Raw genomic sequence first — 22,311 nt, forward strand, 5'->3', positions numbered from 1 at the left:
GCGTCATGTTCGGGCTCGACCCGAGCATCTCATGCAGGATGAGGCTCCGGCTTTGGCAAAGGCTGGCGCCTCCGGAGCCTGTCGATCCAGCATTGTCGCCGTCATTGCGAGCGTAGCGAAGCAATCCAGGGGGACTTGGCTGAACGCTCGCCCGGACCCCTGGATTGCTTCGTCGCGCTGCTCCTTGCAATGACGGAAACTGGCGGCGGCGAAGGGATCGGCAGCAATCAGCTGCACCTCAATCCAGCGTGCTCCTGAACCGCATCAGCGCGACGCCCGCGAAGACCGGCACGAACAGGCTGAGATAGACCACCTCGTCGCCGATATCCCCGAGATCGGCGCCTTTCAGCATGATCGCGCGGATGATGCGCAGGAAATGCGTCAGCGGGAACAGCTCGCCCAGCGCCTGCGCCCAGCCCGGCATGCCGGCGAAGGGGAACATGAAGCCGGACAGCATCAGCGAGGGCAGGAAGAAGAAGAAGGTCAGCTGCATCGCCTGGAGCTGCGTGCGTGCCATCGTCGAGATGGTGTAGCCGAGCAGCACCAGCGCCAGCACGAAGACCAGCACGCAGGAGAGCAGCAGGCCGAGCCCGCCGAGAAACGGCACCGCGAAGAGCAGCTTGGCCGCGCCCAGCACGATCACCACCTGCACAGCCCCGACCGCGAGATAGGGCAGCACCTTGCCGAGCATGATCTCGCCGGCCGTCGCCGGCATCGCGAGCAGGTTCTCCATGGTGCCGCGCTCGATCTCGCGGGTCAGCGCCATCGACGTCATCATCACCATGGTCATCTGCAGGATGACGCCGAGCAGCCCCGGCACGATGTTGTACTGGGTGATGTTCTCCGGATTGTAGCGGCGGTGGACGACGAAGGAGAGGCTGTCGCCTTCGCCTCCGGCCGGGTCGGTCACCGGCTCGCGCCCCTGCGCCCGGACCAGGGCGCGGCCGGCGATGGTGCCGAGCGCCGAGACCGCGCCGCTCGCCGCCGCCGGATCGGTGGCATCGGCCTCGACCAGGATGCGCGGCCGGTCGGCCCGCTCGACGCGGGTGCCGAAATCGCTGGGAATGGTGATGAGGAAGGAGATCTCGCCCTTCGCCATCAGGCTCTCGGCCTCGGCGGCGCTCTGCGGCCGCTGGCCGAAGCGATAATAGTTCGAGACCTCCAGCGCCGAGACCACCGCCCGGGTGTAGCGATCCTGTCCGAGGGCCAGGATCGCCGCCGGCAGGCCGCGCGGGTCGTTGTTGATGGCATAGCCGAAGAGCAGGAGCTGGATGACCGGAACCGCCAACATCATGGCGAAGGTGATGCGGTCGCGCCGCATCTGCACGAACTCCTTGGCCAGCATCGCGCCGAGCCGGCGGGACGAGAACAGGCCGGTCATGCCGCCCGCTCCTGCGCACCACTCATGAACTTGATGAAGACGTCCTCGAGGCTTGTCTCGCCCGGTTCGACGCGGAGGCCGGTCTCGCGCGAAAGCGGTTCGAGCGCCGCCTCGAGCTTCGCCCGGTCGGTGCCGACGACATGCAGCGTCGCCCCGAATGGGGCGACCTGCTCGACGCCGTCGGCGGCCGCCAGCACCCTCATTTGCGCGGGTTTCACGGCGCCATGGACGACGAAGGTGACGAGGCCCGAGCCATGCACCACCTCCTCCACCGTCCCGGTCGCCAGCATCCGGCCATAGGCGATGTAGCCGATGCGGTGGCAGCGCTCGGCCTCGTCCATGTAATGGGTCGAGACGAGGACCGTCATGCCGTCGCCGGCGAGGCGATGGATCTCGTCCCAGAATTCGCGCCGCGCCTTCGGGTCGACGCCGGCGGTCGGCTCGTCGAGCAGCAGGAGCTTCGGCTGGTGCATGATGCAGGCGGCCAGAGCCAGACGCTGCTTCCAGCCGCCGGAAAGCGTGCCGGCGAGCTGGTCCTGGCGCGAGGCAAGCCCGAGCCCTTCCAGCGTCTTCGCCACCGCCTGCTCCGCGGGCTTGAGTCCATAGAGCCGGGCGACGAAGATCAGGTTCTCGGCGATGGTCAGGTCTTCGTAGAAGGAGAAGCGCTGCGTCATGTAGCCGACCTGGCGCTTGATCGCGGCGCTCTGCGTGCGGACATCGAGGCCGAGCACCGTGCCCTCCCCGGCATCGGGCTTGAGCAGCCCGCAGATCATCCGGATCGTCGTCGTCTTGCCCGAGCCGTTCGGGCCGAGGAAGCCGACGATCTCGCCCGTCGCCACCGCGAGATCGACATCGTCGACCACCGTGCGCTTGCCGAAGCGCTTGGTCATGCCGCGCACGTCGATGGCAAGGCTCGTGCTCACCGCGGCCTCCGCAGCATCGCGTCGACGATCTGCCCCGGCTGAAGCGGGGACAGCGCCCCGCCATCCGGCCGTGCCTCGACGAGATAGACCAGCTTCTGGCGCGTCTGCGCCGAATAGATCACGGGCGGCGTGAACTCGGGCTGCGGCGAGACATAGGTCACGGTTGCGCTCAGCCCCGGAGCGCAGCCGTCGCAGCGGACCTGCAGCTGCATCCCGGGCTTCACGCTGGAGATCCACACCTCCGGCACATAGAGCATCAGTTTGGCCGCGCCGTCCGGCAGCATCAGGAGCACCGGCGCGCTCGGCCCGGCAAGTTCGCCGACGCGGCGCAGCACGTCGCTGATCCGGCCGTCCGAGGGCACGACGAGTTCGCGCTGCGACAGCCGCCAGCGAGCCTGCGCCAGCGCCGCCTTTGCCTGCTCGACCGCGTTCTCGCTCGCCTTGATCTCCTCCGGGCGGGCCGCCAGCCGCGCGACCGCCAGATTGGCGACGAACTCCCGCACGCGCGCGCTGGCGACGTCCCGTGCGGTCAGCGCCTGGTCGAGATCGGCCTGGGACGAGACCCCGCGCCGGAAAAGATCCTGACGGCGCTCCAGCGCCCGTTCGCTCTCGCGCTCCTGCGCTCTGCCGGAGGCCAGGCTTGCCTCGATCACCGCGATCTCTTCCGGGCGCTTGCCGATGCGCAGATTGTCGAGCTGCGCCTGCGCCTGCACCAGCCGCGCCTCGCTTTCGGCGACGGCGTTCTCGGCATCGGCCTTTTCGAGGACGGCGACGACCTTGCCGGCCTCGACCCGGTCATCGCGGCGCACCTCGATATGCTCGATCCGCGCGGTGTCGATCGGGCCGAGCCGCACATATTCGCCTTCGACATAGCCGGCGATCCGCAGCGCATCCGCCCCGCAGGCGGAAAAGCTCGCCGCGATCAGCCCGAACGAGCAGAGGAAACCGAGGATCATGGCGTGTCTCCCCGCGCGGCGAGGACGGAGGCGGCCACGGCGGCGCGGATGATGCCCGCGATGGCCTCCCCCTCCTCCACGCCGATCGCCTGCCAGCCCATGCGCCGCATCACCGCCGGGCGCGCGAGCCGGAAATAGAGGACCTGCCCGATCATCGCGAAGACCGAGAGCCTGGTCGCGGGCGCCTCCGCTTCCGTGCCTGCCGCCGCCGCCCACAGGGCGCAGAGCCGGCCATGGACCGGCCCGACCAGGCCCTCGTAGAGCAACTCGAAAGCCGGTGTCGGCTCCATCATTTCGCGCACGACGAAGCGGGCGATCGTTTCGCTCTCGGGCGCGCGCGCGGCGAAGGCCGTTACCCGGCCGACGGCGGCGAGGATGGCCTCCAGCGCCGCGTCCGGGTCGAGGTCGGGCGGTAGCGGCGGCAGCGGCTCCGGCCCCAGCACCTGCCTCTGCATCGTCGCGACGATGGTCTCCGCACAGGCCTGGCGCAGCCCGTCCTTGCCGCCGAAATGATAGGCGATACCGGCGCTGTTGACCCCGGCCGCCCTGGCGATGTCGCGGATCGAGCTCGCTTCGTAACCGTGGCGGCCGAACAGATCGAGCCCGGCGCGGATCAGGGCCTCGCGCGTTCCCGCGTCCTTCTCGGAATTGGCTTTCATGCCTTCGATGATACGCCCGATCCAGAATTCAATCAATCGATTGATTGAATTTATGAGGCAGCCGGCTGCCCGGCGGCGGACGGATTTCCGCGACTCGCGGGGACGCCGTGACATGACTCACGCGGGAGAATGGTCTAAGGGCTGCCGACCCCTGTTCCCTTCCCCGCCCGATGCTCTTCAACTCCTTCGCATTCCTGCTCGCCTTCCTGCCGCTGGCGCTCGCGCTGCACTGGCTGGCGGAGCGTTTCGCTCCGAGCTGGCGCCTGCCGGTGCTGGTGGCGCTGTCCTTCGCCTTCTACGGCTACTGGGACTGGCGCTTCCTGCCGCTGCTCGCGCTCTCGATCGGGCTGAACTGGCTGATCGCGGAAGGCTTCCAGAGGACCAAGGCGAGCGGGCTGATCACGCTGGCGATCGTGCTGAACCTCGCCGTTCTGGCGGTGTTCAAGTACTTCAACTTCTTCGCCGATCTCGCTGGAATGATTCCGGGATTGCCGGCGCCGAAATTCGATATCGCGCTGCCGCTCGGCATCTCCTTCTTCACCTTCCACCACATCATGTACCTGACGGATCTCAGGCGCGGACAGGCGCCGCGCTACGATCTCGTCCGCTACGCGCTCTACATCGCCTTCTTCCCGCAGGTGCTCGCCGGCCCGCTCGTGCGCTGGCGCGAGATCATGCACCAGCTCGACGAACGGCCCTATCAGCGCTCCGACGCGGCCGAGCGGATCGCACGCGGCCTGATGCTGCTGACCTTCGGCCTCGCCAAGAAAGTCCTGATCGGCGATCCGCTCGCGGAATACGCCAACCCCGTCTTCGCCGCCGCCGCGGCCGGCAAGGTCGTCAGCATGGCGGAAGCCTGGCAGGCGACGCTCGCCTTCACCTTCCAGATCTATTTCGACTTCTCCGGCTACACTGATATGGCGCTGGGTCTGGCTTTGCTCTTCGGCGTCGTCCTGCCGCAAAACTTCGATGCGCCCTATCGCTCGTTCTCGATCCAGGATTTCTGGCGGCGCTGGCACATGACGCTGTCGCGCTTCCTGCGCGACTATCTCTACATCCCCCTCGGCGGTTCGCGCAGCGGCCTGCCCACCCAGGTCTGGGCGCTGTTCGCCACCATGGCGCTGGGCGGCCTCTGGCATGGCGCCGGCCTGACCTTCGTCGCCTGGGGCGTGGCGCATGGCCTCGCGCTGATCGTCGCGCTGTTCTGGCGCCGCGCCGGGCTGCCGATGCCGGCCGCGCTCGGCTGGTTGCTGACCTTCCTGTTCGTGATGTTCTGCTGGGTGTTGTTCCGCGCCGCGAACTTCGAGGCGGCGCTCACCATCTACAAGGGCCTCTTCGGCCTCGCCCCGGTCGGCACGGGTTTCAAATGGCGGGCGCTGCTGCCGGCCGCAGCCTTCGCCATCATCGGGCCGACCGCCTGGAACCTCGTCCACAAGCTGCCGCCGGCCCGCTGGCTCGCCGTCGTGCTGGGCCTGCTGTTCGTCATCATCCTGCTGAAGATCGGCGAAGACGCCAATTATGAGTTCATCTACTTCCAGTTCTGAGCCGGCCGGCAAGCCCGCTCAGGCGGCGAGGTGGACGGGCTTCACCGCGACCTTCCTGACGGCGGCGGCGGTGGCCGTCGCCAGCTTCCTGGCTTTCGCCTTCCTGCTCGATCCCTACGATTCAGGGCGTTCCCCGCTGCAGCTGAAGGAGGGCGTGCGCCCGCAAGGGCCGCGCACCGCTTTGGCGAGCCGCGGCCGCGACCCGGCCTTCACCGGCGCGATCTTCGGCAATTCCCATATCCAGCTGATCTCGCCGGAGGAATTACGCCGCCAGACAGGCATTCCCTTCGTCTCGCTGATCGCGCCGGCGACCATGCCGAAGGAGACCTTCGCGACGATCGACTGGTTCCTGCGCCATCACCGCCAGACACCGCCGAAGGCGATGGTGATCGGCATCGACAATTACTGGTGCACCGCCAACCCCGCCCTGCCCAACGAGAAGCCCTTCCCGTTCTGGCTCATGAGCCGCAGCCTGCCCGAATATCTCGGCGGGCTCCTGCGCTTCGACCTGATCGAGGAGCTGCCGCGCCGCATCGGCTACCTCGCATCCGGCAAGGCCGACCGCGCCCGGCCCGACGGCTACTGGGACTACGAATCGGGCTACAGCGTCCAGGGTTATGACGCCGTTCCCGAGCTGCGCGGCCGGCTCGACAAGCCGCTTGAGACCGGCGGCGGCAACATCGACGGCCCGTTCCCGGCAGCGACCGGCCTAGAGGCGCTGATCGCCTCCGCGCCGGCGCAGACCAAGCTGATTCTCGTGCGCCCACCGGTCTATGCCACGGCCCTGCCGAAGCCCGGCACAGCGGACGCCGCCGCCGATGCGGCCTGCCGCAAGGCCTTCGGCGATCTGGCCGCCCGCCGGCCGCGCACGGCACTGGTCGATTGGCGCGTGGACCGGCCCGAACTGCACGATCCGAAGCTCTTCTTCGACCATAGTCACTATCGCCAACCGATCGCACGGCTGATCGAAGCCGACATCGCGCGGGCGATTCAGGCCGTGGACTGACCGAAAATCAGCGAAAATGGCCGCTTTTTGCCCCGCTGGGACGAATCTTGCAGGAAGCGGTTGAAGGCCTGTCGGAAGCGATTGTTCCGCTTGAAACGGATCGCTATAAGGGCGCCAAATCGGCTCACCCTCCCGCGGCACAGCCGGTGGGCGTGTGACAGGACCAGCAGAGAGCGCGCCCATGTCGAAGCAGATCCTTCTCGATGCGGACTACAAGCCGAGCGATGACGAGCCGTTCATGAACGATCGTCAGCGCGAATATTTCCGGGGCAAGCTCCTCGCCTGGAAGGACGAGATCCTGAAGGAGGCGAAGGAGACCCTCGTCACGCTGCAGAGCGAGAGCGAGAATCACCCTGATATCGCCGACAGGGCATCCTCCGAAACCGACCGCGCCATCGAGCTGCGCGCCCGCGACCGCCAGCGCAAGCTGATCGCCAAGATCGACGCCGCCATCGCCCGCATCGACGACGGCTCCTACGGCTTTTGCGAGGAAACCGGCGAGCCGATCTCGCTGAAGCGCCTCGAAGCCCGCCCGATCGCGACCCTTTCGCTCGAGGCGCAGGAACGCCACGAGCGCAACGAGCGCGTCTTCCGCGACGATTGAGACTGAGCCGCTCGCCACGCCGTTTCCGAGGCCCCGTTCCCCAGGAGCGGGGCCTTTTGCATGGTGGCGAGCGCTGGTGCGGCGACCATCGCCCGTTGCTGACCCGCCTTGTCAGCAAGGCGCCTACTCATGCCGCCTTCCCTGCCGCAGACTGGCGGGATCGCCAGCGTGCCGGAGGGCCCCATGTCACAGGACGCATTGTTCGAACGGCTCTGGAACGGCTCCGCCCGGATGGAGGAATGGACCGAGGCAGTCTCGCAGGGCGCGCTTACCGCCGTCGCTGACGACATCGTCACCGTCCACACGACCTATTTCTGCGGCAGCGTCACCGCCATCCGGACGACGGAAGGGCTGGTGCTGATCGACACCGCCAAGCCCGACACGGCCAGGCGGACCCTGGAGGTCGTCCGCTCCTGGGATGACGGGCCGATCCACACGGTCATCTTCACCCATGGCCATATCGACCATACCAGCGGCATCACCGTCATCGATGCGGAGGCCGATGCCCGCGGCTGGCCGCGGCCGCGAATCGTCGCGCATCGCAACGTCGCCCGCCGGATGCAGCGCTACGCGGATACGCAAGGCTTCAACAGCCATGTCCAGGGCCAGCAATTCGACATGCCCGGCTATGTCTACCCGATCGGCCAGAGGCGGCCGGACGAGGTCTATGACGAGGCGCTGACGCTGGAGATCGGCGGCGAGCGCATCGAGCTCTTCCATGGGCGCGGCGAGACCGACGACGCGACGATCGTCTGGCTGCCCGAGCGGCGCGTCCTCGCCAGCGGCGACTTCGTCATCTGGGTGTTCCCGAATGCCGGCAATCCGCGCAAGGTCCAGCGCTACGCCGCCGAATGGGCGCTTGCGCTGCGCCGTATCGAGAGCCTGAAGCCCGCGGTGCTGATTCCCGGCCACGGCCCCGTGGTGTTCGGCGAGGCGCGCATCGCCCAGATGGTCGGGGACGGTGCCGCCGCGCTGGAACATCTCGTCCGCGAAACACTCGGCCTGATGAATCGCGGCGCCTCCCTCGACGAGGTCCTCCACGCGGTCAGGCTGCCCGATGCCTATCTGGCGAAGCCCTATCTGCTGGCGAAATACGACGACCCGGAGTTCCTCGTCCGCGGCATCTATCATCTCTATGGCGGCTGGTTCGACGGCGATGCGGCGCATCTCAAGCCAGCCAGGACGGCCGAGCTCGCGGCCGAGATCGCCACTCTCGCCGGCGGCGCCGACCGGCTGGCCGAACGGGCGCGCGCCTTGTCGGAATCCGGCCGGATGCGCCTCGCCGTAGCGCTCATCGAGCTCGCCGGAGCGAGTGCGCCCGATGATCGCCGGATCCAGGCCGATCGCGCGGCCATCCTCCAGAAGGCGATCGATGGCGAAGGCTCGCTGATGGGCAAGGCCTTCCTGGCGGTGTCGCAGCGTGAAGCCGCCCGGCGCTCCGGCGGCTGAGCCGCGGCTGCAACCTCGCCGCTGATGGGGAAAGCCCCGCGTCGGGAGAACGCGGGGCTTCTGGCCGCCTGCCTTGATAGCTTGGGGAGCGTGGCGAGCGGCCGGGGCTGTCGGCGGCTCGGGAGAGACCGCCGGCCGAACCGGCGCGGAGACAAGGGGGAGCGTTCCGCGCCGTCCGGATCGGGAAGGGGGCTCAGAAGGGCAGCAGGATATCCATCACCTGCTGGCCGTAGCGCGGCTGCTGGACATCGGTGATCTGGCCGCGGCCGCCATAGGCGATGCGGGCCTGGGCGATCTTGGTCGAATCGACGGTGTTGTCCGATTCGATGTCCTCCGGCCGGATCACGCCGGCGACGATCAGCTCGCGCACCTCGAAATTGACGCGGATCTCCTGCTTGCCCTCGATCACGAGGTTGCCGTTCGGCAGCTTCTGGGTGACCACCGCCGCGACATTGGTGGCGAGCTGCTCGGCGCGACGCACCGACCCGCTGCCCTCGCTCGAGCCCTCGGAATCGAGCTTCAGCAATTCGCCGGCGCTCGAGCCGTCGGGCAGGAACTTGTCGAGCTTGTTCTCGAAGCCCATCAGCCGGGCCGCGCCGAAATCCTCGCCGTTCTTGCGGCTGCGCTTGGTCGTGTTCTCGAGCTGGGCCCGGTCGGTGAACTTCACCTTGACGGTGACGAGGTCGCCGATGTTACGGGCGCGCTGGTCCTTGAAGAAGGCGCGCGAGCCGGTGCGCCACAGCGAATTGGGAGCGAAGGAGGCGTGCTCCATCGCCGGCATCGGCATCTGCACCGGCTTGTAGCCCTTGACCGCGGTCGGGTCCTCGATCGGCGAGAGCGTCGGGGCCTGGCCGACATTGGCGAGGCGGTCGCCGATGCCGCAGGCACCGAGCGAGGCGGTGAGCAGCAGCAGGCCGGAGAGCTTGGCGAGGCGGTTCACGGACATGATGGGTTCCACGTGTTCACTGGGCGCTGGCGATGCGGCCGTTCAACGAAGGCTGGACGGAGACCCGTCCCGGCCCGCTGACCGTGCCCTGCAGCACGCGCTTGGATTGGGGATTGGTGACGGAGACGACATCGCCCATCGCGCCGGCCTCGTTGGACCGGCCGCGGAGCGTGATCAGCAGACCCTTCGCCTCGTAGACGATGGTGACGAGATCGCCCTTGCCGACGATCTCCTCGCGCTGGACGTCGCTGCCGCGCAGCGGCACGCCGGCGAGAAGGGCCCGACGTGCGACCTTGTCGATCGCCGCGCGGACGTCGCTGATGATCTCGCTGCCCTGCCCGTCGCGCGGCCGACGCTCGACCACCACATCGTCCTTGCCGAGCGTCTCGCCGCGGGCGATCTGCCGCTTCGGCACCACGACCTCGACCGTCTCGACGAGCTGGCCGGAGATGCGCAGCGGCTTCAGCCTGAGCGCGGTGCTGCCGGGCACGGTGAGCCTGGCCTGCAGCCGGCGCGAGCGGGCATCGAAGGACAGGTCGACGATCGCGACCTCGCCCGTCAGCTCCGGCTCGACCGCGACGGCAGGCGCCCCGCCGTCGATCGCCAGCGCGAAGATGCGGGCATCGACGCCGAAGCGCTCCTGCAGTCCGGCCTTCACCGCCGCCTCCAGATCGGAGGCCGTGACCCGGCGGGCCGTGCGCGTCACCACGACCTGGGCGAAGCCCCGGCCCTCGAGCTCGGCCGCGTCGCGGATGATGCCGGCGGCGCGCGCCGCATCGACGACGCGGGCGACCTGGATCGTGCCGGTCTCGCCGAGGCCCGGCGCCCGGAAGGCGGCGGTCGCGGCCGCGTCGCCCGTCAGGGCGGGAATGAGATCGCCGAAGGTGACGAGATCGCGCGCCAGGCTGATCTCGGGGCGCAGCTGGAGCCTGCGCGCCTGCGTGGCGACCGGGGCCGTGGTCGGCGAAGCGACCGCGACCTGCGTGGGCAGGGCCTGCTGCGGGGCCGCCAGGGCGGCGGTGCCGGAGAGCAGCAGGGCGGCGAGGGAAAGACGGATTATCATGCCACCCCGCCCTAGCCGCGGAACATCTGGGTCGTCGCCGACATCATCTGGTCGGCGGCGGTGATGACCTTGGAATTCATCTCATAGGCGCGCTGCGCCGCGATGAGGGAGGAGAGCTCCGTCACCGCTTGGACATTTCCTTCTTCGAGATAGTTCTGCTGCAGGGTGCCGAAGCCCTCGCCGCCGCCGAAGCCGTCGATCGGCTGCCCCGATGCCGCCGTCTCGATGTAGAGGTTGTCGCCGATCGACTCGAGGCCGACCTTGTTGACGAAGCGCACCAGCTGGATCTGGCCGAGCTGCTGCGGCGCGGTCTGGCCCGGGAGCATCGCTTCGACGGTGCCCTGCGCGTTGATGCTGATGCTGGTCGCGTTGTTCGGCACCGTGATGCCCGGCTCGACCTGATAACCGTCGCGCGTGACGATCTGGCCCTGGGCATCGAGATCGAAGGAACCGTCACGGCTATAGGTGGTGCGCCCGTCCGGCATGCGAATCCGGAAGAAGCCCTCGCCGCGGATGGCGAGGTCGTAGGGCTTCTCGGTCGGCGTCAGGTTGCCCTGCGTCATCACGCGGCCGGTCGACACCGTCTTGACGCCCGAGCCGATGAAGGTGCCGGCCGGCGCCTGCGTGTTCTGGTCGGAGGTCGCCGAGCCGGCGCGCCGGAAATGTTCGTAGAGCAGGTCCTGGAAATGGATCTGCTGGCGCTTGTAGCCGGTGGTCCGGACGTTGGCGATGTTGTTGGAGATGACCTGGACGTTCATCTCCTGGGCCATCATGCCGGTCGCGGCTGTCTGCATGGCGCGCATGGGGTCGCTCCTTTCCGCTATCAGGCCTGTTGGTCAGCGAGGCGCGAGATCGCCTTGCTGCGCAGATCGTCGGATTTCCCGATCATGCTGGCGACGCTCTGGTAGCTGCGCTGCACTTCCATCAGCCGGGTGAGCTCCACCACGGCCTTGACGTTCGAACGCTCGATCGCGCCCGGCTCCAGCCGCGCCTGCGGGCCGGCAGGCTGGGCGGCGGCGGTCGCGGAGAACAGGTTGCTGCCTTCGCTGGCGAGCACGCTCGGATCGGCGAAGCGGACCATGCGCAGCTTGCCGCGCGTGCCCTGGTCGCTGCTCACCGTGCCGTCGGCGGCGATGTTCATCGCATATTCGCTGGTGCCGAAGGTGATCGGGCCGGAATCGCCCATGACCGGCAGCCCCGTCTGGGTGACGAGCCGGCCCTGGCGGTCGACGGTCAGGGAGCCCGCGCGGGTATAGCGCTCGCCATTCGGCGTCTGCACGACGAGGTAGTTGTCGCCCTTCAGCGCGACGTCGAGCGGGTTGCCCGTGCGCTCGATCATGCCCTGGGAGAGGTCGAGGGGGGTGCCCTTGTCGACGACATAGGACAGCGGCCGGTCGAGCGGCTTGAAGGCGTCGGCCTTCGCGACCGGCATGATGAATTCGTTGAAGCGCGCGCTGCGCGCCTTGAATCCATTGGTGCCGACATTCGCCATGTTGTTGGCGATGACGTCCAGCTCGCGCGCCAGAGCTACCTGGCGCGACAGGCCGATGAGAAGCGCGTTCTCCACGGCTCAACTCCCGATCATGTCCCGCGGCGACCTCGACGCTCCCCAGCGCAGTCGCCACGGCCCATACTCCGCAAGGGCCGTGCCAGCATGGTTAATTCTCACAAGTCATTGATATCTCTGATTATCCTCCTCAACCCATCGACCCACCGCCCTCGGCAGGAGCTGCAGAACCGGCAGGAACGACCCGGCAAATTCTGCCGTCCTTAACGACGCGTTAACCGTGATTGACGAAGGTGGCTTTCACGGGCGGCAGGATGCCGCCTCAGGGCCAGGGCGCAGAAGAGATGGCGAAGAAAGCCAAGTCGGAAGAGGAAGGCGCCCCGGCCGAGGAGGCGCCGAAGAGCAGGAAGAAGCTCTTCGTCATCGGCGGCGTCGTGCTGCTGGCGGCCGCCGGCGCCGGCGGCTGGTTCTTCCTGAAGAAGCCCTCGCCCGAGCAGATCGCCGCGGCCGAAGCCGCCAAGGCCAAGAAGCCCGCCACCTTCCTCGAGATGAAGGACATGATGATCGGCATGTCCAATGGCGGCCAGCAGGACCGCCAGCCGGTGATGAAGATCAAGGTCGTGCTCGAGATCGCCGATGCGAAGGCGTCCGAGGAGGTCAAGCCGCTGCTGCCGCGCGTCGAGGACGCCTTTCAGGTCTTCATGCGCGAATTGCGCCCCTCCGACCTCGAGGGCTCGGCCGGCATGTACCGGCTGAAGGAGGAGCTGCTGCGCCGCGTCAACCTGACCGTCTATCCGGCCAAGGTCGACGCCGTGCTGTTCAAGGAACTGCTGGTGCAGTGAGCCGGCCTGCCGGCCCTGGAAACCGCACCGAGATGACGGCGGAACGATGAGCACCGAGCGCGACAACACCGTACCGAGCGACGAGCCGCTGACGCCGGAGAGCATGGCGGCCGGCTGGGCAGCGATGCCCGACATCGTCGAGGAAGATGGCGAACAGGAAGGCGGTACCGACCGCCTGATGTCGCAGGACGAAATCGACACGATGCTCGGTTTCTCCAGCGGCGACGACGGCTCGTCCCGCAACGGCATCCAGGCCATCGTCGATTCCGGCTCGGTCGCCTATGAACGCCTGCCGATGCTCGAGATCATCTTCGAGCGTCTCGTGCGCCTGCTCTCGACCAGCCTGCGCAACTTCTTCACCGACAATGTCGAGGTCACGCTGGAGAGCATCCGCTCGGTGCGCTTCGGCGACTACGTCAACTCGATCTCGCAGCCGGCGCTGCTCTCGGTCTTCAAGGCCGAGGAGTGGGACAATTTCGGCCTCATCACCATCGAATCGGCGCTGATCTACTCCGTCCTCGATGCGATGTTCGGCGGCAAGCGCGGCCAGCCGGCGCCGCGCATCGATGGCCGCCCCTTCACCTCCATCGAAATCCGCATGGTCCGCCGCGTCATCGAGCTGGTGCTCGGCGATGCCGAGGCCGCCTTCAGGCCGCTCTCGCCGGTGCGGTTCACCGTCGACCGGGTCGAATCCAATCCGCGCTTCGTCTCGATCTCCCGCCCCGCCAATGCCGCGATCCGCGTCGAGCTGAAATTCGACATGGAAGGGCGCGGCGGCGCGCTTCACCTGCTGCTGCCCTACGCCACCATCGAGCCGATCCGCGAGCTGCTGCTCGAAAGCTTCATGGGCGAGAAGCTGGGCCGCGACCCGATCTGGGAAAACCATCTCGCGACCGAGGTCTGGCAGGCCGATGTCGACGTCACCTGCGTGCTGCACGAGACCCGCATGCCGCTGAAGCGCGTCATGAAGCTGGAGATCGGCGACACGCTGATGTTCGACGCCCGCCCCGATTCGATCGTCTCGCTGCGCTGCGGCGACTTCATCGTCAGCGAGGGTCGCATCGGGCGCGTCGACGACAAGATCGCGGTGCAGGTCGTGAGCCCGCTCCGGCGCTCCAAGACCACGCTTGCCGCTTTCGACAGCCTCGCCAGCCATCTCGGCGCCACGACCTGAAGCAGGATGCCATGACGCTCACCCTTATCGCCGATGTGCTCGTCGCCGCCCTGCTGGTCGCCACGATCATCACCTGCTTCATCCTGGCCAAGCGCATCGAGCGCCTGAAGGCCGACGAGGCCGGGATGCGCCAGACCGTCGGCGCCCTGATCACCGCGACCGACAATGCCGAGCGCGCCATCGCCGGCCTCAAATCGACGCTGGGCGACTGCGACCGCACGCTGGAGGAGCGCCTGCGTACCGCCGAGCGCTACGCCGCCGATCTCGCCGCGCAGGTCGAGGCCGGCCAGACCGTGATGGAGCGCATCGGCCAGATCGTCAGCGCCGCCAGCCTCGTCGGTGCCAGGCCCACAGCTGAACCCGCACCTCCCGCCGTGCCGCAGCCCGCCCCCGTTTCCCGCCTCGAAAGCGCGGCCCAGTCCGCCGCCGCGATCCGCGCCCGCGCCGCCCGCCGCCTCGAGGAACAGGCTGCGTGATCGAGAAGCCCCGCCTCCTGCCGGCAGTCATTCTCGGCGCCATGGGTCTCCTGGCGCTGAAGCTGCTCGCCTGGACGGCGGAGCCCGGCCCCGGCAAAATTCCGGCGGCCCCGCCGGTCTTCGCCAGCCCCGCCGAAGCCAAGCCCAAGGCGGAGAAGGAGGTCTGGGGCCTCGCCAAGGTGATCGCCCGGGCCCATGCGCCCGACGTCTTCGATCCGGAGACCACCGGCTCCGTCCCCGCGCCCGATCCGAAGAAGGAGCAGGAGCGCAAGGACGCCGAGGCCGCGCGTGCGGCCAACCCCAATAACAAGGCCGCCATCATGAACGGCGCGGCCCAGCCCGTCTCCCCGGCCGAGAAGGCGCTCCTGGAGCGGCTCGGCGAGCGGCGCGAGGAGCTGGAAAGCCGGATGCGCGAGCTCGAGATGCGCGAGCGCCTGCTCGATTCGGCCGAGAAGAAGCTCGATGGCCGCGTCGGCGACCTGAAGACCCTCGAGGAGAAGGTCAGCCCGGCTGCCAAGGCTTCCGCGGACGAGGCGAAGGCGATCAAGAACCTCGTCATCATGTACGAGGCGATGAAGCCGAAGGATGCCGCCCGGGTGTTCGACCGGCTTGGTCTCGACGTGCTGGTGCCGGTCGTGCAGCAGATGAACCCGCGCAAGATGTCGGAGGTGCTCGCCGCCATGTCGCCGGAGCGTGCGGAGAAACTGACCGTCGCGCTGGCGACCAGCGGGCGCGCGCCGAGCTTCGAGCGCACGACGGCCGAAGCCCCCCTGCCCGGCAACGAGCTGCCGGCGATCGCGCCGCCGCAGCGCTGAGCATCGGCAGGGCCAGAACCGCCTTTCCTTGAACCGGAGAACACCGAGCCGCGGGAGCGCCGCGTTAAGGCGGCGTTATGGTTGACGCGCTAGCGTGCCCGAGGGTCGCTGCGTCCAGCTGATGCGGCGGGGCCCGCTGTCGCGTTGGGTCGAGTATTCCGGTTTGCGTCTGTCGCGTTCCCTCGCCTTCGGTATCGGACTGGCCGCCCTCGCGCACGCCGCCGGGCTGAACGCGCCTGCGCTCGCCGCCAGCGCCACCCTGCGCGGCGAGGCGATGCCGGCGGGCTTCGGCCGCGTCTCGCTCGCCTTCGACGAACCCACCCAGACCCGCATCCGCGTCGCCAACGGCGTGCTGATCGTCGCCTTCGGCAGCCCGGTCCGCGTCGATGTCGCGCGCATCGCCCGCGAGCTGCCGAACTACGTCTCGATCGCGCGCATCGACCCGGACGGGCGCGGCATGCGCTTCGCTCTGACGCAGCCCTACAAGGCCAATCTCATCGAGGCCGGCGACAAGGCCTTCATCGATCTGCTTCCGCAGAGCTGGGCCGGCGTGATGCCCGGCCCGCCGCCCGAGGTCATCGCCGAGCTGACCGAGCGGCTGCGCCTGGCCGAAGCCAGGGCGAAGGAAGCCGCCCGCCAGCCGCCCGCCCAGCCCCCCGTCCTGACCCTGCGCTCTGCCAGCCTGCCGACGCTGGAGCGCCTGATCTTCAAGGCACCGGCGGAAACCCGGCTGAGCAGCGAGCTCTCGGACGGCACGCTCAGGCTCGTCTTCGACAAGGCGATGAATGCCGAGGCACCGGCCATCCGCAACGCCCTGCCGGCCGATGTCGCCCTCGCCGGGCTCGATGCCGGCAAGGAGGCGCTCAGCCTGACGCTGGTCATCCCCAAGGACTGGCAGGCCCGGACCTTCAATGACGAGACCGGGCTGGTGGTCGATCTGCTCCGCCCGGTGAAGCCGACAATCCTGTCGCTGACTGCTCCCGAGCCGTTGCCGGTGCCGCCGGCCGCGCCAGCCGCAGCCACGGTCGCCGTGCCCGCCGTCCCTCAGCCTGCGGTGGCTACCCCGTCCGTCCAGCCGGTCGTGGCCGTACCTACGCCGGCGCCAGAGCCTCCTCCCGGCCCGGTCGCCATCAGCGCCGGCGAGAAGCGGCTCGACTTCCGCTTTCCGCGCGCCACCGGCGCCGCTGCCTTCCTCGATGCCGGGGTGATGACCCTGGTCTTCGACACGCGCGACACGATCGATCCGGCCCATCTCGCCGGCCTCCTGCCCAAGCTGGTCGAGGAGAGCTCGGTGTCCCGCGAAGGCAGGGTCACGCTGGTCAGGTTGCGTCTGGCGGGCGAGCCGCTCGCCCGCTTCTTCGACGACGGTAACAGCTGGACGCTCGATCTCGGCGAGGATGCCGGCCGGATCGCGACGCCGGTCGAGCCGCAGCGGAGCATGGACGAGCGCGGCCAGACCATCGTCACCGTGCCGCTCGCCGGCCTCACCGGCATCCACTGGCTCGACGCAGGTCCCGCCGGGCTGCCCGTCGCCGTCGCGACCGCGACCGGCCCCGTCCACCTCACGCCGAAGCCCTATCAGTTCGTCGAGTTCGGCCTGCTCCAGACCGCGCAGGGCCTCGCCGTGCAGCCGCGCTCGGACGACATCGTCGTCCGTTCCGGCGCCGAGCAGGTCCGGATCGGCCGGGCCGGCGGCCTCACGGTTTCGCTCGATGTCGCCGAGCCGAACCGGCAGCAGGCCGAAGCCGCGGCCGAAAAGAACGAGACGCCACCTCTCATCGACACCGAGGCCTGGGCGAAGCTGCGGCTCGGCAATCTGCGCGACCGTGCCCGCGCCCTCCTGCTCGACGTCACCGACACCTCGCGCGGCCGCAAGACCGAGGCGAGACTGGCTCTGGCGCGCTTCTATGCGGCCAACGGCCTGATGCCCGAGGCGGCTGGCCCCCTCGCCGCATTGCAGGCCGACGACGCCGCCATGCGGAGCAACCGCGAGGTCCTGTTCCTGAAAGGCGTCGTGGCGGCCGGGATGCACCGCGACCAGGACGCGCTCGCCGCCTTCGAGGCCGAGCCGATCAGGGAGGATGTCGAGGCCGGGCTCTGGCGCGCCCTGGTGCAGCAGCGTCTCGGCCGCGCCGGACAGGCCCTCGTCGGCTTCCGCCGGGGCGAGGCGTTGCTCGAGCACTATCCGGCCGATCTGCAGGGCGAATTCCGCGAGGCGATGGCGCGCGCGGCGCTCTCGATGCAGGACATGGGCGTCGCCGAACGGCAGGTCCAGGCCCTCGCCGACATGCCGCGCGGCAGCTTCGACCAGGAGCGCCTGGCGCTCCTCCAGGCCATGCTGGACGATGCCAGCGGACGGCCGGAAGCAGCGATGAACGCCTACAAGCCGCTCTTCGAGGCCAGGAGTCGCCCGGTCGCGGCCGAAGCGCAGCTGCGCGCCGTCAGGCTGGCCGATGCCGAGAAGCGGAGCGATCTCAAGGCGGAGGAGGCGATCGCCCGGCTGGAGACGGTCTCCGTCATCTGGCGCGGCGGCCGGCTGGAGATCGAGGCATTGGCCGAGCTCGGCCGCCTCTATGGCGACCAGCAGCGCTGGCGCGACGCCTTCATGGTCGCCCGCCGCGCCAACGAGAACTTCCCCGACGATCCGCTCACCCGGCGCATGCATGACGAGACGGCCCAGCGCTTCGCCGAGCTGTTCAGCGGCGCGGGGCTCGGCGACCTGCCGCGCATCGAGGCGCTGGCGCTGTTCTACGATTTCAAGGAGTTCCTGCCGATCGGCCGGCGCGGCGACGAGATCACCCGCCTGCTCGCCGACCGGCTGGTGGAGCTCGATCTGCTCGACCAGGCGGCCGAGATCCTGCGCTACCAGATGGACCGCCGCCTGACCGGCGCGGCGCGCTCGACGGTCGCCGCGCGCCTGGCGATGATCGAACTGATGAACGGCAAGCCGGCCGATGCGGTGCGCGCGCTCAACGCGACCCGGCTCGTCGAGCTGCCGGCCGACGTCAAGCGGGCCCGGCTCCTGCTGGAAGCCAAGGCCCTGTCGGACCTGTCCCGCACCGACCAGGCGCTGGAGATGCTGGAGGGCGAGCGCGGCGCCGAGGTCGACCGCCTGCGCGCCGACATCTACTGGACCGGCCGGCGCTGGCGCGAGGCGGGCGAGGCCTATGAGCGCATCCTCGACGAGAGCTGGCGCGGCGACGCCGCCCTGACCGATTCCGAGCGTGCCGACGCGATGCGCGCCGGCGTTTCCTACATCATGGCCAGCGAGGCACTGTCGCTCGACCGGCTGCGCAGCAAGTTCGCGCCCAAGATGGCGCGCAGCATCGATGCGCGCACCTTCGCCTTCGTCACCGGGGCGAACCGGGCGCGCGCCGCCGACATCCGCGAGATGGCCCGCGCCACCGCCAGCGCCGATACGGTCTCGGAATTCCTCAAGGCCTATCGCGAGCGCTATCCCGGCCTCTCGGCCGCCATGCGCAAGCCGCAGCCGCCGGCGGCTCCCCTGCCCTCGCCGACACAGGGCGCGACGGCCGAGACAGCCTCCCGGCGCAGCTGAGTGGCTGCCGCTCAGCCCGGCCCGGAATTCGTATCCTCGCCGCGCGCCTTGGCGCGGAGAACGAACTGCAGATTGCGGACATAGACGAAGACGCCGAAGCCCTGGCCAAGGATGAAGACCGGGTCGCGCCGGTAGAGTGCATACATCAGCAGCAGCGCGCCGCCCCCGATCGAGAACCACCAGAAGGTCATCGGCACGACAGAACGCTGGGCCTTCTCGCTTGCCCACCACTGCACCACGAAGCGCATGGTGAAGAGCCCCTGCGCCACGACGCCGAGCAGGACCCACCAATCGACATTGTTCACGAACACGTCGTGGAAATAGTTGCCGATGGTCTGCTGCAGATCGATCAGCATCACATCGTCTCCGAAACGATCTGCGGCACGCGCTTGCGCCGCCGGATCAGCCACCACACGCCGGCGAGATCGAGGATCCCGACCCAGAGCCGGTCGAAGAAGCCGTAGTTCGAGACGCCGGTCAGGCGCGGCCGGTCGTGCACATCGGCATGCAGCACCTTGTAGCCCTCCCGCGCCATCAGCGCCGGCATGAAGCGGTGCAGCGCATCGAAATAGGGCAAGGCCAGATAGGCCTCGCGGCGGAAGCACTTCAGCCCGCAGCCGGTATCGCGCGTATCGTCCTTCAACACGCGCCCGCGCACGCCATTGGCAATCTTCGACTGCCAGCGCTTGAACCCGGTGTCCTTGCGCCCGACGCGCTGCCCCTGCACGAGCCCGGCATGGAGGCCTCCAGCCTGCAAGGCCTCGACCATCGCCGGCAGGAAGGACGGGTCGTTCTGCCCGTCGCCGTCGAGCGTCGCGACGATGGCCGAGCGGGCATGGCGCACGCCGGTGCGCACCGCCGCGCTCTGGCCGCAGGACTGGGCGTGGGTCACGACGCGCAGCCAGGGCCGCGTCGCGGCAAGCTCCGTCAGCGCCGCGGCGGTGCCGTCGGTCGAGCCGTCATTGACGTAGACGATCTCGAACGGGCCGATCGCGGCGCAGGCCTTCTCGATATCCGCGACGAGCGGCGCGATGTTGCCGACCTCGTTGCGCACCGGCACGACGACGCTGAGCAGCGGATGGGAAGTGGTTTCGGTCAAGAGGACATCACCCGGGGAAACGGCGCGCAAACTGCGTCAGCACAGGCGGGAGGGCAAGCATTTCTCAATTCGTCCCCCTGGCGAAGACGTCGATCTTCAGCCGGCGGCCGCCATTGAGGTTGAAGCCGTGGATCGTGGTGACGAGCCGCGGCTGCTCCGACAGGGCCGCACGCGCCGCCGCGAACTCCTCGGCATGGCGGCTCTCGACGAAGGCGACGCGGCATCCCGGCTGGCCCAGGAAGGCGGCGGCCTGCGCCCCGCTCGCGGCCATGGCGAGGTTGGTGCCAGTCAGGAAGACGAGGCTCGGCTCGCGATAGCCGAGCGTCACCACGGCGGGGTCGGCGCAGATCGCCTGCGCCGCCTGGGCGAGGCGCGGCGACAGCTTGAGCGAGCGCAGGCTCTCGATGGCGAAGGGATAGACCGAGGCCGTCAGGATCAGGCTGGCGAGCACGCAGCGCCAGAGCGCGCCCTCGAAATCCTGCCGCCGGAAGGCCGCGACGACGAGAACCGTGACGAGCAGCACCAGCGCGAAGCCCGGCAGCGCAAGTCGCGGCAGGAGATGGTCGAGCGTCCAGTTGCCGTAGACGATGACGCCCATCAGCGCCAGCGGCACGAGGACGACGAGGCAGGCCGTCGCCACCGCCCCGCGGCGGAAGCGGTCGATGCCGCCATTGATCACCGCCAGCAGCAGCAGCGCCGTGATCGCCGGATACAGCGGCAGGACATAGTGGGGCAGCTTGGTCGGCACGGCCTCGAAGACCAGCCAGGACGGCACGATCCAGGCGAGCAGGAACAGGACCTGCGGTTCCTTGCGCCGTGCCCAGGCGAAGGGCACCGCCATGGCGGCGAAGGCGGCGGCCGGCCAGTAGGTCGCGAAGAAGAAAAGCAGATAGAGTCCGGGCGGCCCCCAATGCTTTTCCTGCCCTTCGGCCACCTTGCCGAGCATGTCCTGCCCGACGCTGTCGGCGAAGAAGCTGCCGCCGGTCTTGAGCATGATCGCGGCGAACCAGGGCAGCACCACGATCAGGCAGAGCAGCAGGCCCGGCCCGAAGCGCAGCGGCTTCAGCCAGCGGAAGGAGCGCTGGCTGGCGCTCAGCACCAGGATCGCCAGCCCCCAGACCATCGGCACGATCGGCCCCTTGACCAGGAGCCCGAGCGCCGTCGCGCCCCAGAAGATCAGCCAGTTGCGCCGGTCGGGCACGAAGGCGAGCGAGCGCGTCCAGTCGAGCCAGGCCCGGGCGAGCGCGCCCATGCTGGCGACGGCGCAGGCGGTGAGCACGGCATCTGTCTTGGCGATGCGCGCCTCGACGCCGAGCAGCACCGCCGCCGCCATCAGCGACGCACCAAGCAGCGCATAGCGCCGCGCCAGAAAGGCAAGCAGCGCCCAATAGGTCAGCAGCACCGTCGCGATGGCGCCGATCAGCGAGGGTATGCGGTAGAGCCAGATCTGCGTGCGGGCCTGCGGCACGCCGGCGAGTTCCCCGGCCTTCACCGCGACGCTCTGCAGCCAGTAGATGCCGACCGGCTTCTTGTGGCGCGCCTCATCCTGGAAGCGGATGTCGACGAAATCGCCGCTCTCGAGCATCTGCTTGCTCGCCTGGGCGAAGCGCGGCTCGTCGCGGTCGAGCGGCTGCAGCGTGCTGAAGCCGGGCAGGAAGGCGGCGAGCGAGAGCAGGATCAGGAAGGCGCAGGCCCGCGCATGGCTGGCGCTGACTGCATCCCTGAGCCGGTCGATCGCCGGGGTGAGCGAAAACATCATCCATCCTCGCGACCGCGGGGCCGCGCCTGTGCTGAAAAGCCGGGTCGCGCTGGAGCGCCGCCCGGATGCCGGGCCTTTCGGGCACGATCAAGGCGAAGCCGCGCGGGATTTACGCCGCCGGGCCGATCCGGGCAAGCTTGAGCGCGGCGAGGGCCGCGCCGGGCTCCGCTAAGCTGCGCGCCAGGGAAGGGACGGGCATGACGGATATCGTGCTGAAAGCGCTGCGGGCCGGCCTCATCGGCCTGATGCTCGGCCCGCTCTTCGGGCTGATCTGGGTTACCGGGCTGATGATCTTCGACCTGAAATGCAGCGGCCCGGGCGATTCCGGCGGCTGCGCCATGGGCCTGCTGACGGTGCCGGCCGTCTTGATCGCTCCGAGTTTCGTGCTCTTCGCTGCGGTCAGCTTGGCGCGAAGCCTCTGGCGAGTGCGCCCGCGCGACCCGGCCGGAGCGATCCGCCGCCTGCGCAACTGGGGCCGCGAGGACTGACCCGGAGAGAGGATGGGAAGGAATGGCGAGCCCCCGCTTGGGAGCGGCGGCTCGTTATTGC

At 68.9% G+C, this 22,311-nt stretch carries 21 protein-coding genes; 10 read left to right on the forward strand and 11 right to left on the reverse strand.

Annotated elements, in window-relative coordinates; translation table 11 throughout:
* Nucleotides 1-238: 238 nt before the first annotated feature.
* The 4 genes from B5Y19_RS00090 to B5Y19_RS00105 are packed head-to-tail and all read right to left on the reverse strand — an operon-like array spanning nucleotide 239 to nucleotide 3,919.
* On the reverse strand, nucleotides 239-1,381 hold the full coding sequence (locus B5Y19_RS00090) for an ABC transporter permease (RefSeq protein ID WP_055727979.1): 1,143 nt from the start codon (nucleotides 1,379-1,381) through the stop codon (nucleotides 239-241).
* Complete coding sequence (locus B5Y19_RS00095; protein ID WP_079591070.1) at nucleotides 1,378-2,271, reverse strand: ABC transporter ATP-binding protein; 894 nt, start codon at nucleotides 2,269-2,271, stop codon at nucleotides 1,378-1,380. The genes B5Y19_RS00090 and B5Y19_RS00095 overlap by 4 nt, the downstream gene beginning before the upstream one ends.
* A 29-nt stretch (nucleotides 2,272-2,300) precedes the next feature.
* Nucleotides 2,301-3,260 (reverse strand): HlyD family secretion protein, encoded by a 960-nt coding sequence (locus B5Y19_RS00100; protein ID WP_055727980.1) that lies wholly within the window; start codon nucleotides 3,258-3,260, stop codon nucleotides 2,301-2,303.
* Complete coding sequence (locus B5Y19_RS00105) at nucleotides 3,257-3,919, reverse strand: CerR family C-terminal domain-containing protein (protein WP_055728026.1); 663 nt, start codon at nucleotides 3,917-3,919, stop codon at nucleotides 3,257-3,259. The genes B5Y19_RS00100 and B5Y19_RS00105 overlap by 4 nt, the downstream gene beginning before the upstream one ends.
* 170 nt (nucleotides 3,920-4,089) lie before the next feature.
* On the opposite strand from B5Y19_RS00105, the gene B5Y19_RS00110 reads away from it, so the two are divergent.
* From B5Y19_RS00110 to B5Y19_RS00125, 4 genes are all read left to right on the forward strand, one after another.
* Nucleotides 4,090-5,463, forward strand: coding sequence for an MBOAT family O-acyltransferase (locus B5Y19_RS00110; RefSeq protein WP_055727981.1), 1,374 nt, complete (start codon nucleotides 4,090-4,092; stop codon nucleotides 5,461-5,463).
* Nucleotides 5,438-6,469 carry a hypothetical protein gene (locus tag B5Y19_RS00115; protein ID WP_055727982.1) on the forward strand — a complete coding sequence of 344 codons (1,032 nt, stop codon included), beginning with the start codon at nucleotides 5,438-5,440 and terminating at the stop codon, nucleotides 6,467-6,469. The genes B5Y19_RS00110 and B5Y19_RS00115 overlap by 26 nt, the downstream gene beginning before the upstream one ends.
* Nucleotides 6,470-6,650: 181 nt before the next feature.
* A complete protein-coding gene (dksA, locus tag B5Y19_RS00120; protein WP_055727983.1) occupies nucleotides 6,651-7,073 on the forward strand; it encodes an RNA polymerase-binding protein DksA in 423 nt (140 codons plus the stop codon).
* 183 nt (nucleotides 7,074-7,256) lie between these two features.
* Nucleotides 7,257-8,522 carry an alkyl sulfatase dimerization domain-containing protein gene (locus B5Y19_RS00125; RefSeq protein WP_176168527.1) on the forward strand — a complete coding sequence of 422 codons (1,266 nt, stop codon included), beginning with the start codon at nucleotides 7,257-7,259 and terminating at the stop codon, nucleotides 8,520-8,522.
* 193 nt (nucleotides 8,523-8,715) lie between these two features.
* Here B5Y19_RS00125 and flgH read toward each other — a convergent pair whose 3' ends face one another.
* The 4 genes from flgH to flgF are packed head-to-tail and all read right to left on the reverse strand — an operon-like array spanning nucleotide 8,716 to nucleotide 12,098.
* Nucleotides 8,716-9,468, reverse strand: a complete 753-nt coding sequence (gene flgH / locus B5Y19_RS00130) for a flagellar basal body L-ring protein FlgH (RefSeq protein WP_055727985.1) — start codon at nucleotides 9,466-9,468, stop codon at nucleotides 8,716-8,718.
* Nucleotides 9,469-9,484: 16 nt separating this feature from the next.
* Nucleotides 9,485-10,531: a flagellar basal body P-ring formation chaperone FlgA gene (flgA, locus tag B5Y19_RS00135; protein ID WP_055727986.1), complete on the reverse strand. Its 1,047-nt coding sequence runs from the start codon at nucleotides 10,529-10,531 to the stop codon at nucleotides 9,485-9,487.
* Between the two features lie 11 nt (nucleotides 10,532-10,542).
* On the reverse strand, nucleotides 10,543-11,334 hold the full coding sequence (flgG, locus tag B5Y19_RS00140; RefSeq protein ID WP_055727987.1) for a flagellar basal-body rod protein FlgG: 792 nt from the start codon (nucleotides 11,332-11,334) through the stop codon (nucleotides 10,543-10,545).
* Between the two features lie 20 nt (nucleotides 11,335-11,354).
* Nucleotides 11,355-12,098 (reverse strand): flagellar basal-body rod protein FlgF, encoded by a 744-nt coding sequence (flgF, locus tag B5Y19_RS00145; RefSeq protein WP_055727988.1) that lies wholly within the window; start codon nucleotides 12,096-12,098, stop codon nucleotides 11,355-11,357.
* Nucleotides 12,099-12,382: 284 nt separating this feature from the next.
* Here flgF and B5Y19_RS00150 point away from each other — a divergent pair, with 284 nt between their 5' ends.
* The 5 genes from B5Y19_RS00150 to B5Y19_RS00170 all read left to right on the forward strand — a co-directional run bounded on the left by B5Y19_RS00150 (nucleotide 12,383) and on the right by B5Y19_RS00170 (nucleotide 18,904).
* Nucleotides 12,383-12,880 (forward strand): flagellar basal body-associated FliL family protein, encoded by a 498-nt coding sequence (locus tag B5Y19_RS00150; protein ID WP_055727989.1) that lies wholly within the window; start codon nucleotides 12,383-12,385, stop codon nucleotides 12,878-12,880.
* A gap of 46 nt (nucleotides 12,881-12,926) precedes the next feature.
* Entirely contained in the window at nucleotides 12,927-14,054 is a 1,128-nt protein-coding gene (gene fliM / locus B5Y19_RS00155) for a flagellar motor switch protein FliM (RefSeq protein WP_079590931.1), read from the forward strand.
* Between the two features lie 11 nt (nucleotides 14,055-14,065).
* On the forward strand, nucleotides 14,066-14,530 hold the full coding sequence (locus B5Y19_RS00160) for a DUF6468 domain-containing protein (protein WP_055727990.1): 465 nt from the start codon (nucleotides 14,066-14,068) through the stop codon (nucleotides 14,528-14,530).
* The gene (locus B5Y19_RS00165; protein ID WP_079590932.1) at nucleotides 14,527-15,345 is read left to right on the forward strand and encodes a MotE family protein; all 819 of its coding nucleotides are present in this window, start codon (nucleotides 14,527-14,529) and stop codon (nucleotides 15,343-15,345) included. Before B5Y19_RS00160 ends, B5Y19_RS00165 begins: the two co-directional genes overlap by 4 nt.
* Before the next feature lie 94 nt (nucleotides 15,346-15,439).
* On the forward strand, nucleotides 15,440-18,904 hold the full coding sequence (locus B5Y19_RS00170) for a hypothetical protein (protein WP_139384199.1): 3,465 nt from the start codon (nucleotides 15,440-15,442) through the stop codon (nucleotides 18,902-18,904).
* 11 nt (nucleotides 18,905-18,915) lie between these two features.
* Here the strand turns inward: B5Y19_RS00170 and B5Y19_RS00175 are convergent, their stop codons facing one another.
* The 3 genes from B5Y19_RS00175 to B5Y19_RS00185 form a co-directional block, all read right to left on the reverse strand.
* Nucleotides 18,916-19,260, reverse strand: coding sequence for a lipid-A-disaccharide synthase N-terminal domain-containing protein (locus B5Y19_RS00175; protein WP_139384200.1), 345 nt, complete (start codon nucleotides 19,258-19,260; stop codon nucleotides 18,916-18,918).
* Nucleotides 19,260-20,003, reverse strand: coding sequence for a glycosyltransferase family 2 protein (locus tag B5Y19_RS00180; protein WP_055727993.1), 744 nt, complete (start codon nucleotides 20,001-20,003; stop codon nucleotides 19,260-19,262). Before B5Y19_RS00180 ends, B5Y19_RS00175 begins: the two co-directional genes overlap by 1 nt.
* Nucleotides 20,004-20,067: 64 nt before the next feature.
* Nucleotides 20,068-21,759, reverse strand: a complete 1,692-nt coding sequence (locus B5Y19_RS00185) for an ArnT family glycosyltransferase (protein WP_244555431.1) — start codon at nucleotides 21,757-21,759, stop codon at nucleotides 20,068-20,070.
* Nucleotides 21,760-21,959: 200 nt separating this feature from the next.
* On the opposite strand from B5Y19_RS00185, the gene B5Y19_RS00190 reads away from it, so the two are divergent.
* Nucleotides 21,960-22,250, forward strand: coding sequence for a hypothetical protein (locus B5Y19_RS00190; RefSeq protein WP_079590935.1), 291 nt, complete (start codon nucleotides 21,960-21,962; stop codon nucleotides 22,248-22,250).
* The last annotated feature ends 61 nt before the right edge of the window (nucleotides 22,251-22,311 follow it).

The sequence above is a fragment of the Allobosea thiooxidans genome, from assembly GCF_900168195.1.
In the GTDB taxonomy this organism is placed as follows: Bacteria; Pseudomonadota; Alphaproteobacteria; order Rhizobiales; family Beijerinckiaceae; genus Allobosea; species Allobosea thiooxidans.

Coding starts and splice junctions, on each gene's coding strand:
- flgA (WP_055727986.1), bottom strand. CDS start 10,531: ATGATAATCCGTCTTTCCCTCGCCGCCCTGCTGCTCTCCGGCACCGCC.
- B5Y19_RS00115 (WP_055727982.1), top strand. CDS start 5,438: ATGAGTTCATCTACTTCCAGTTCTGAGCCGGCCGGCAAGCCCGCTCAG.
- B5Y19_RS00190 (WP_079590935.1), top strand. CDS start 21,960: ATGACGGATATCGTGCTGAAAGCGCTGCGGGCCGGCCTCATCGGCCTG.
- B5Y19_RS00105 (WP_055728026.1), bottom strand. CDS start 3,919: ATGAAAGCCAATTCCGAGAAGGACGCGGGAACGCGCGAGGCCCTGATC.
- B5Y19_RS00125 (WP_176168527.1), top strand. CDS start 7,257: ATGTCACAGGACGCATTGTTCGAACGGCTCTGGAACGGCTCCGCCCGG.
- B5Y19_RS00100 (WP_055727980.1), bottom strand. CDS start 3,260: ATGATCCTCGGTTTCCTCTGCTCGTTCGGGCTGATCGCGGCGAGCTTT.
- B5Y19_RS00160 (WP_055727990.1), top strand. CDS start 14,066: ATGACGCTCACCCTTATCGCCGATGTGCTCGTCGCCGCCCTGCTGGTC.
- B5Y19_RS00110 (WP_055727981.1), top strand. CDS start 4,090: ATGCTCTTCAACTCCTTCGCATTCCTGCTCGCCTTCCTGCCGCTGGCG.
- B5Y19_RS00175 (WP_139384200.1), bottom strand. CDS start 19,260: ATGCTGATCGATCTGCAGCAGACCATCGGCAACTATTTCCACGACGTG.
- flgH (WP_055727985.1), bottom strand. CDS start 9,468: ATGTCCGTGAACCGCCTCGCCAAGCTCTCCGGCCTGCTGCTGCTCACC.
- B5Y19_RS00090 (WP_055727979.1), bottom strand. CDS start 1,381: ATGACCGGCCTGTTCTCGTCCCGCCGGCTCGGCGCGATGCTGGCCAAG.
- B5Y19_RS00095 (WP_079591070.1), bottom strand. CDS start 2,271: ATGACCAAGCGCTTCGGCAAGCGCACGGTGGTCGACGATGTCGATCTC.
- flgG (WP_055727987.1), bottom strand. CDS start 11,334: ATGCGCGCCATGCAGACAGCCGCGACCGGCATGATGGCCCAGGAGATG.
- B5Y19_RS00185 (WP_244555431.1), bottom strand. CDS start 21,759: ATGTTTTCGCTCACCCCGGCGATCGACCGGCTCAGGGATGCAGTCAGC.
- fliM (WP_079590931.1), top strand. CDS start 12,927: ATGAGCACCGAGCGCGACAACACCGTACCGAGCGACGAGCCGCTGACG.
- B5Y19_RS00150 (WP_055727989.1), top strand. CDS start 12,383: ATGGCGAAGAAAGCCAAGTCGGAAGAGGAAGGCGCCCCGGCCGAGGAG.
- dksA (WP_055727983.1), top strand. CDS start 6,651: ATGTCGAAGCAGATCCTTCTCGATGCGGACTACAAGCCGAGCGATGAC.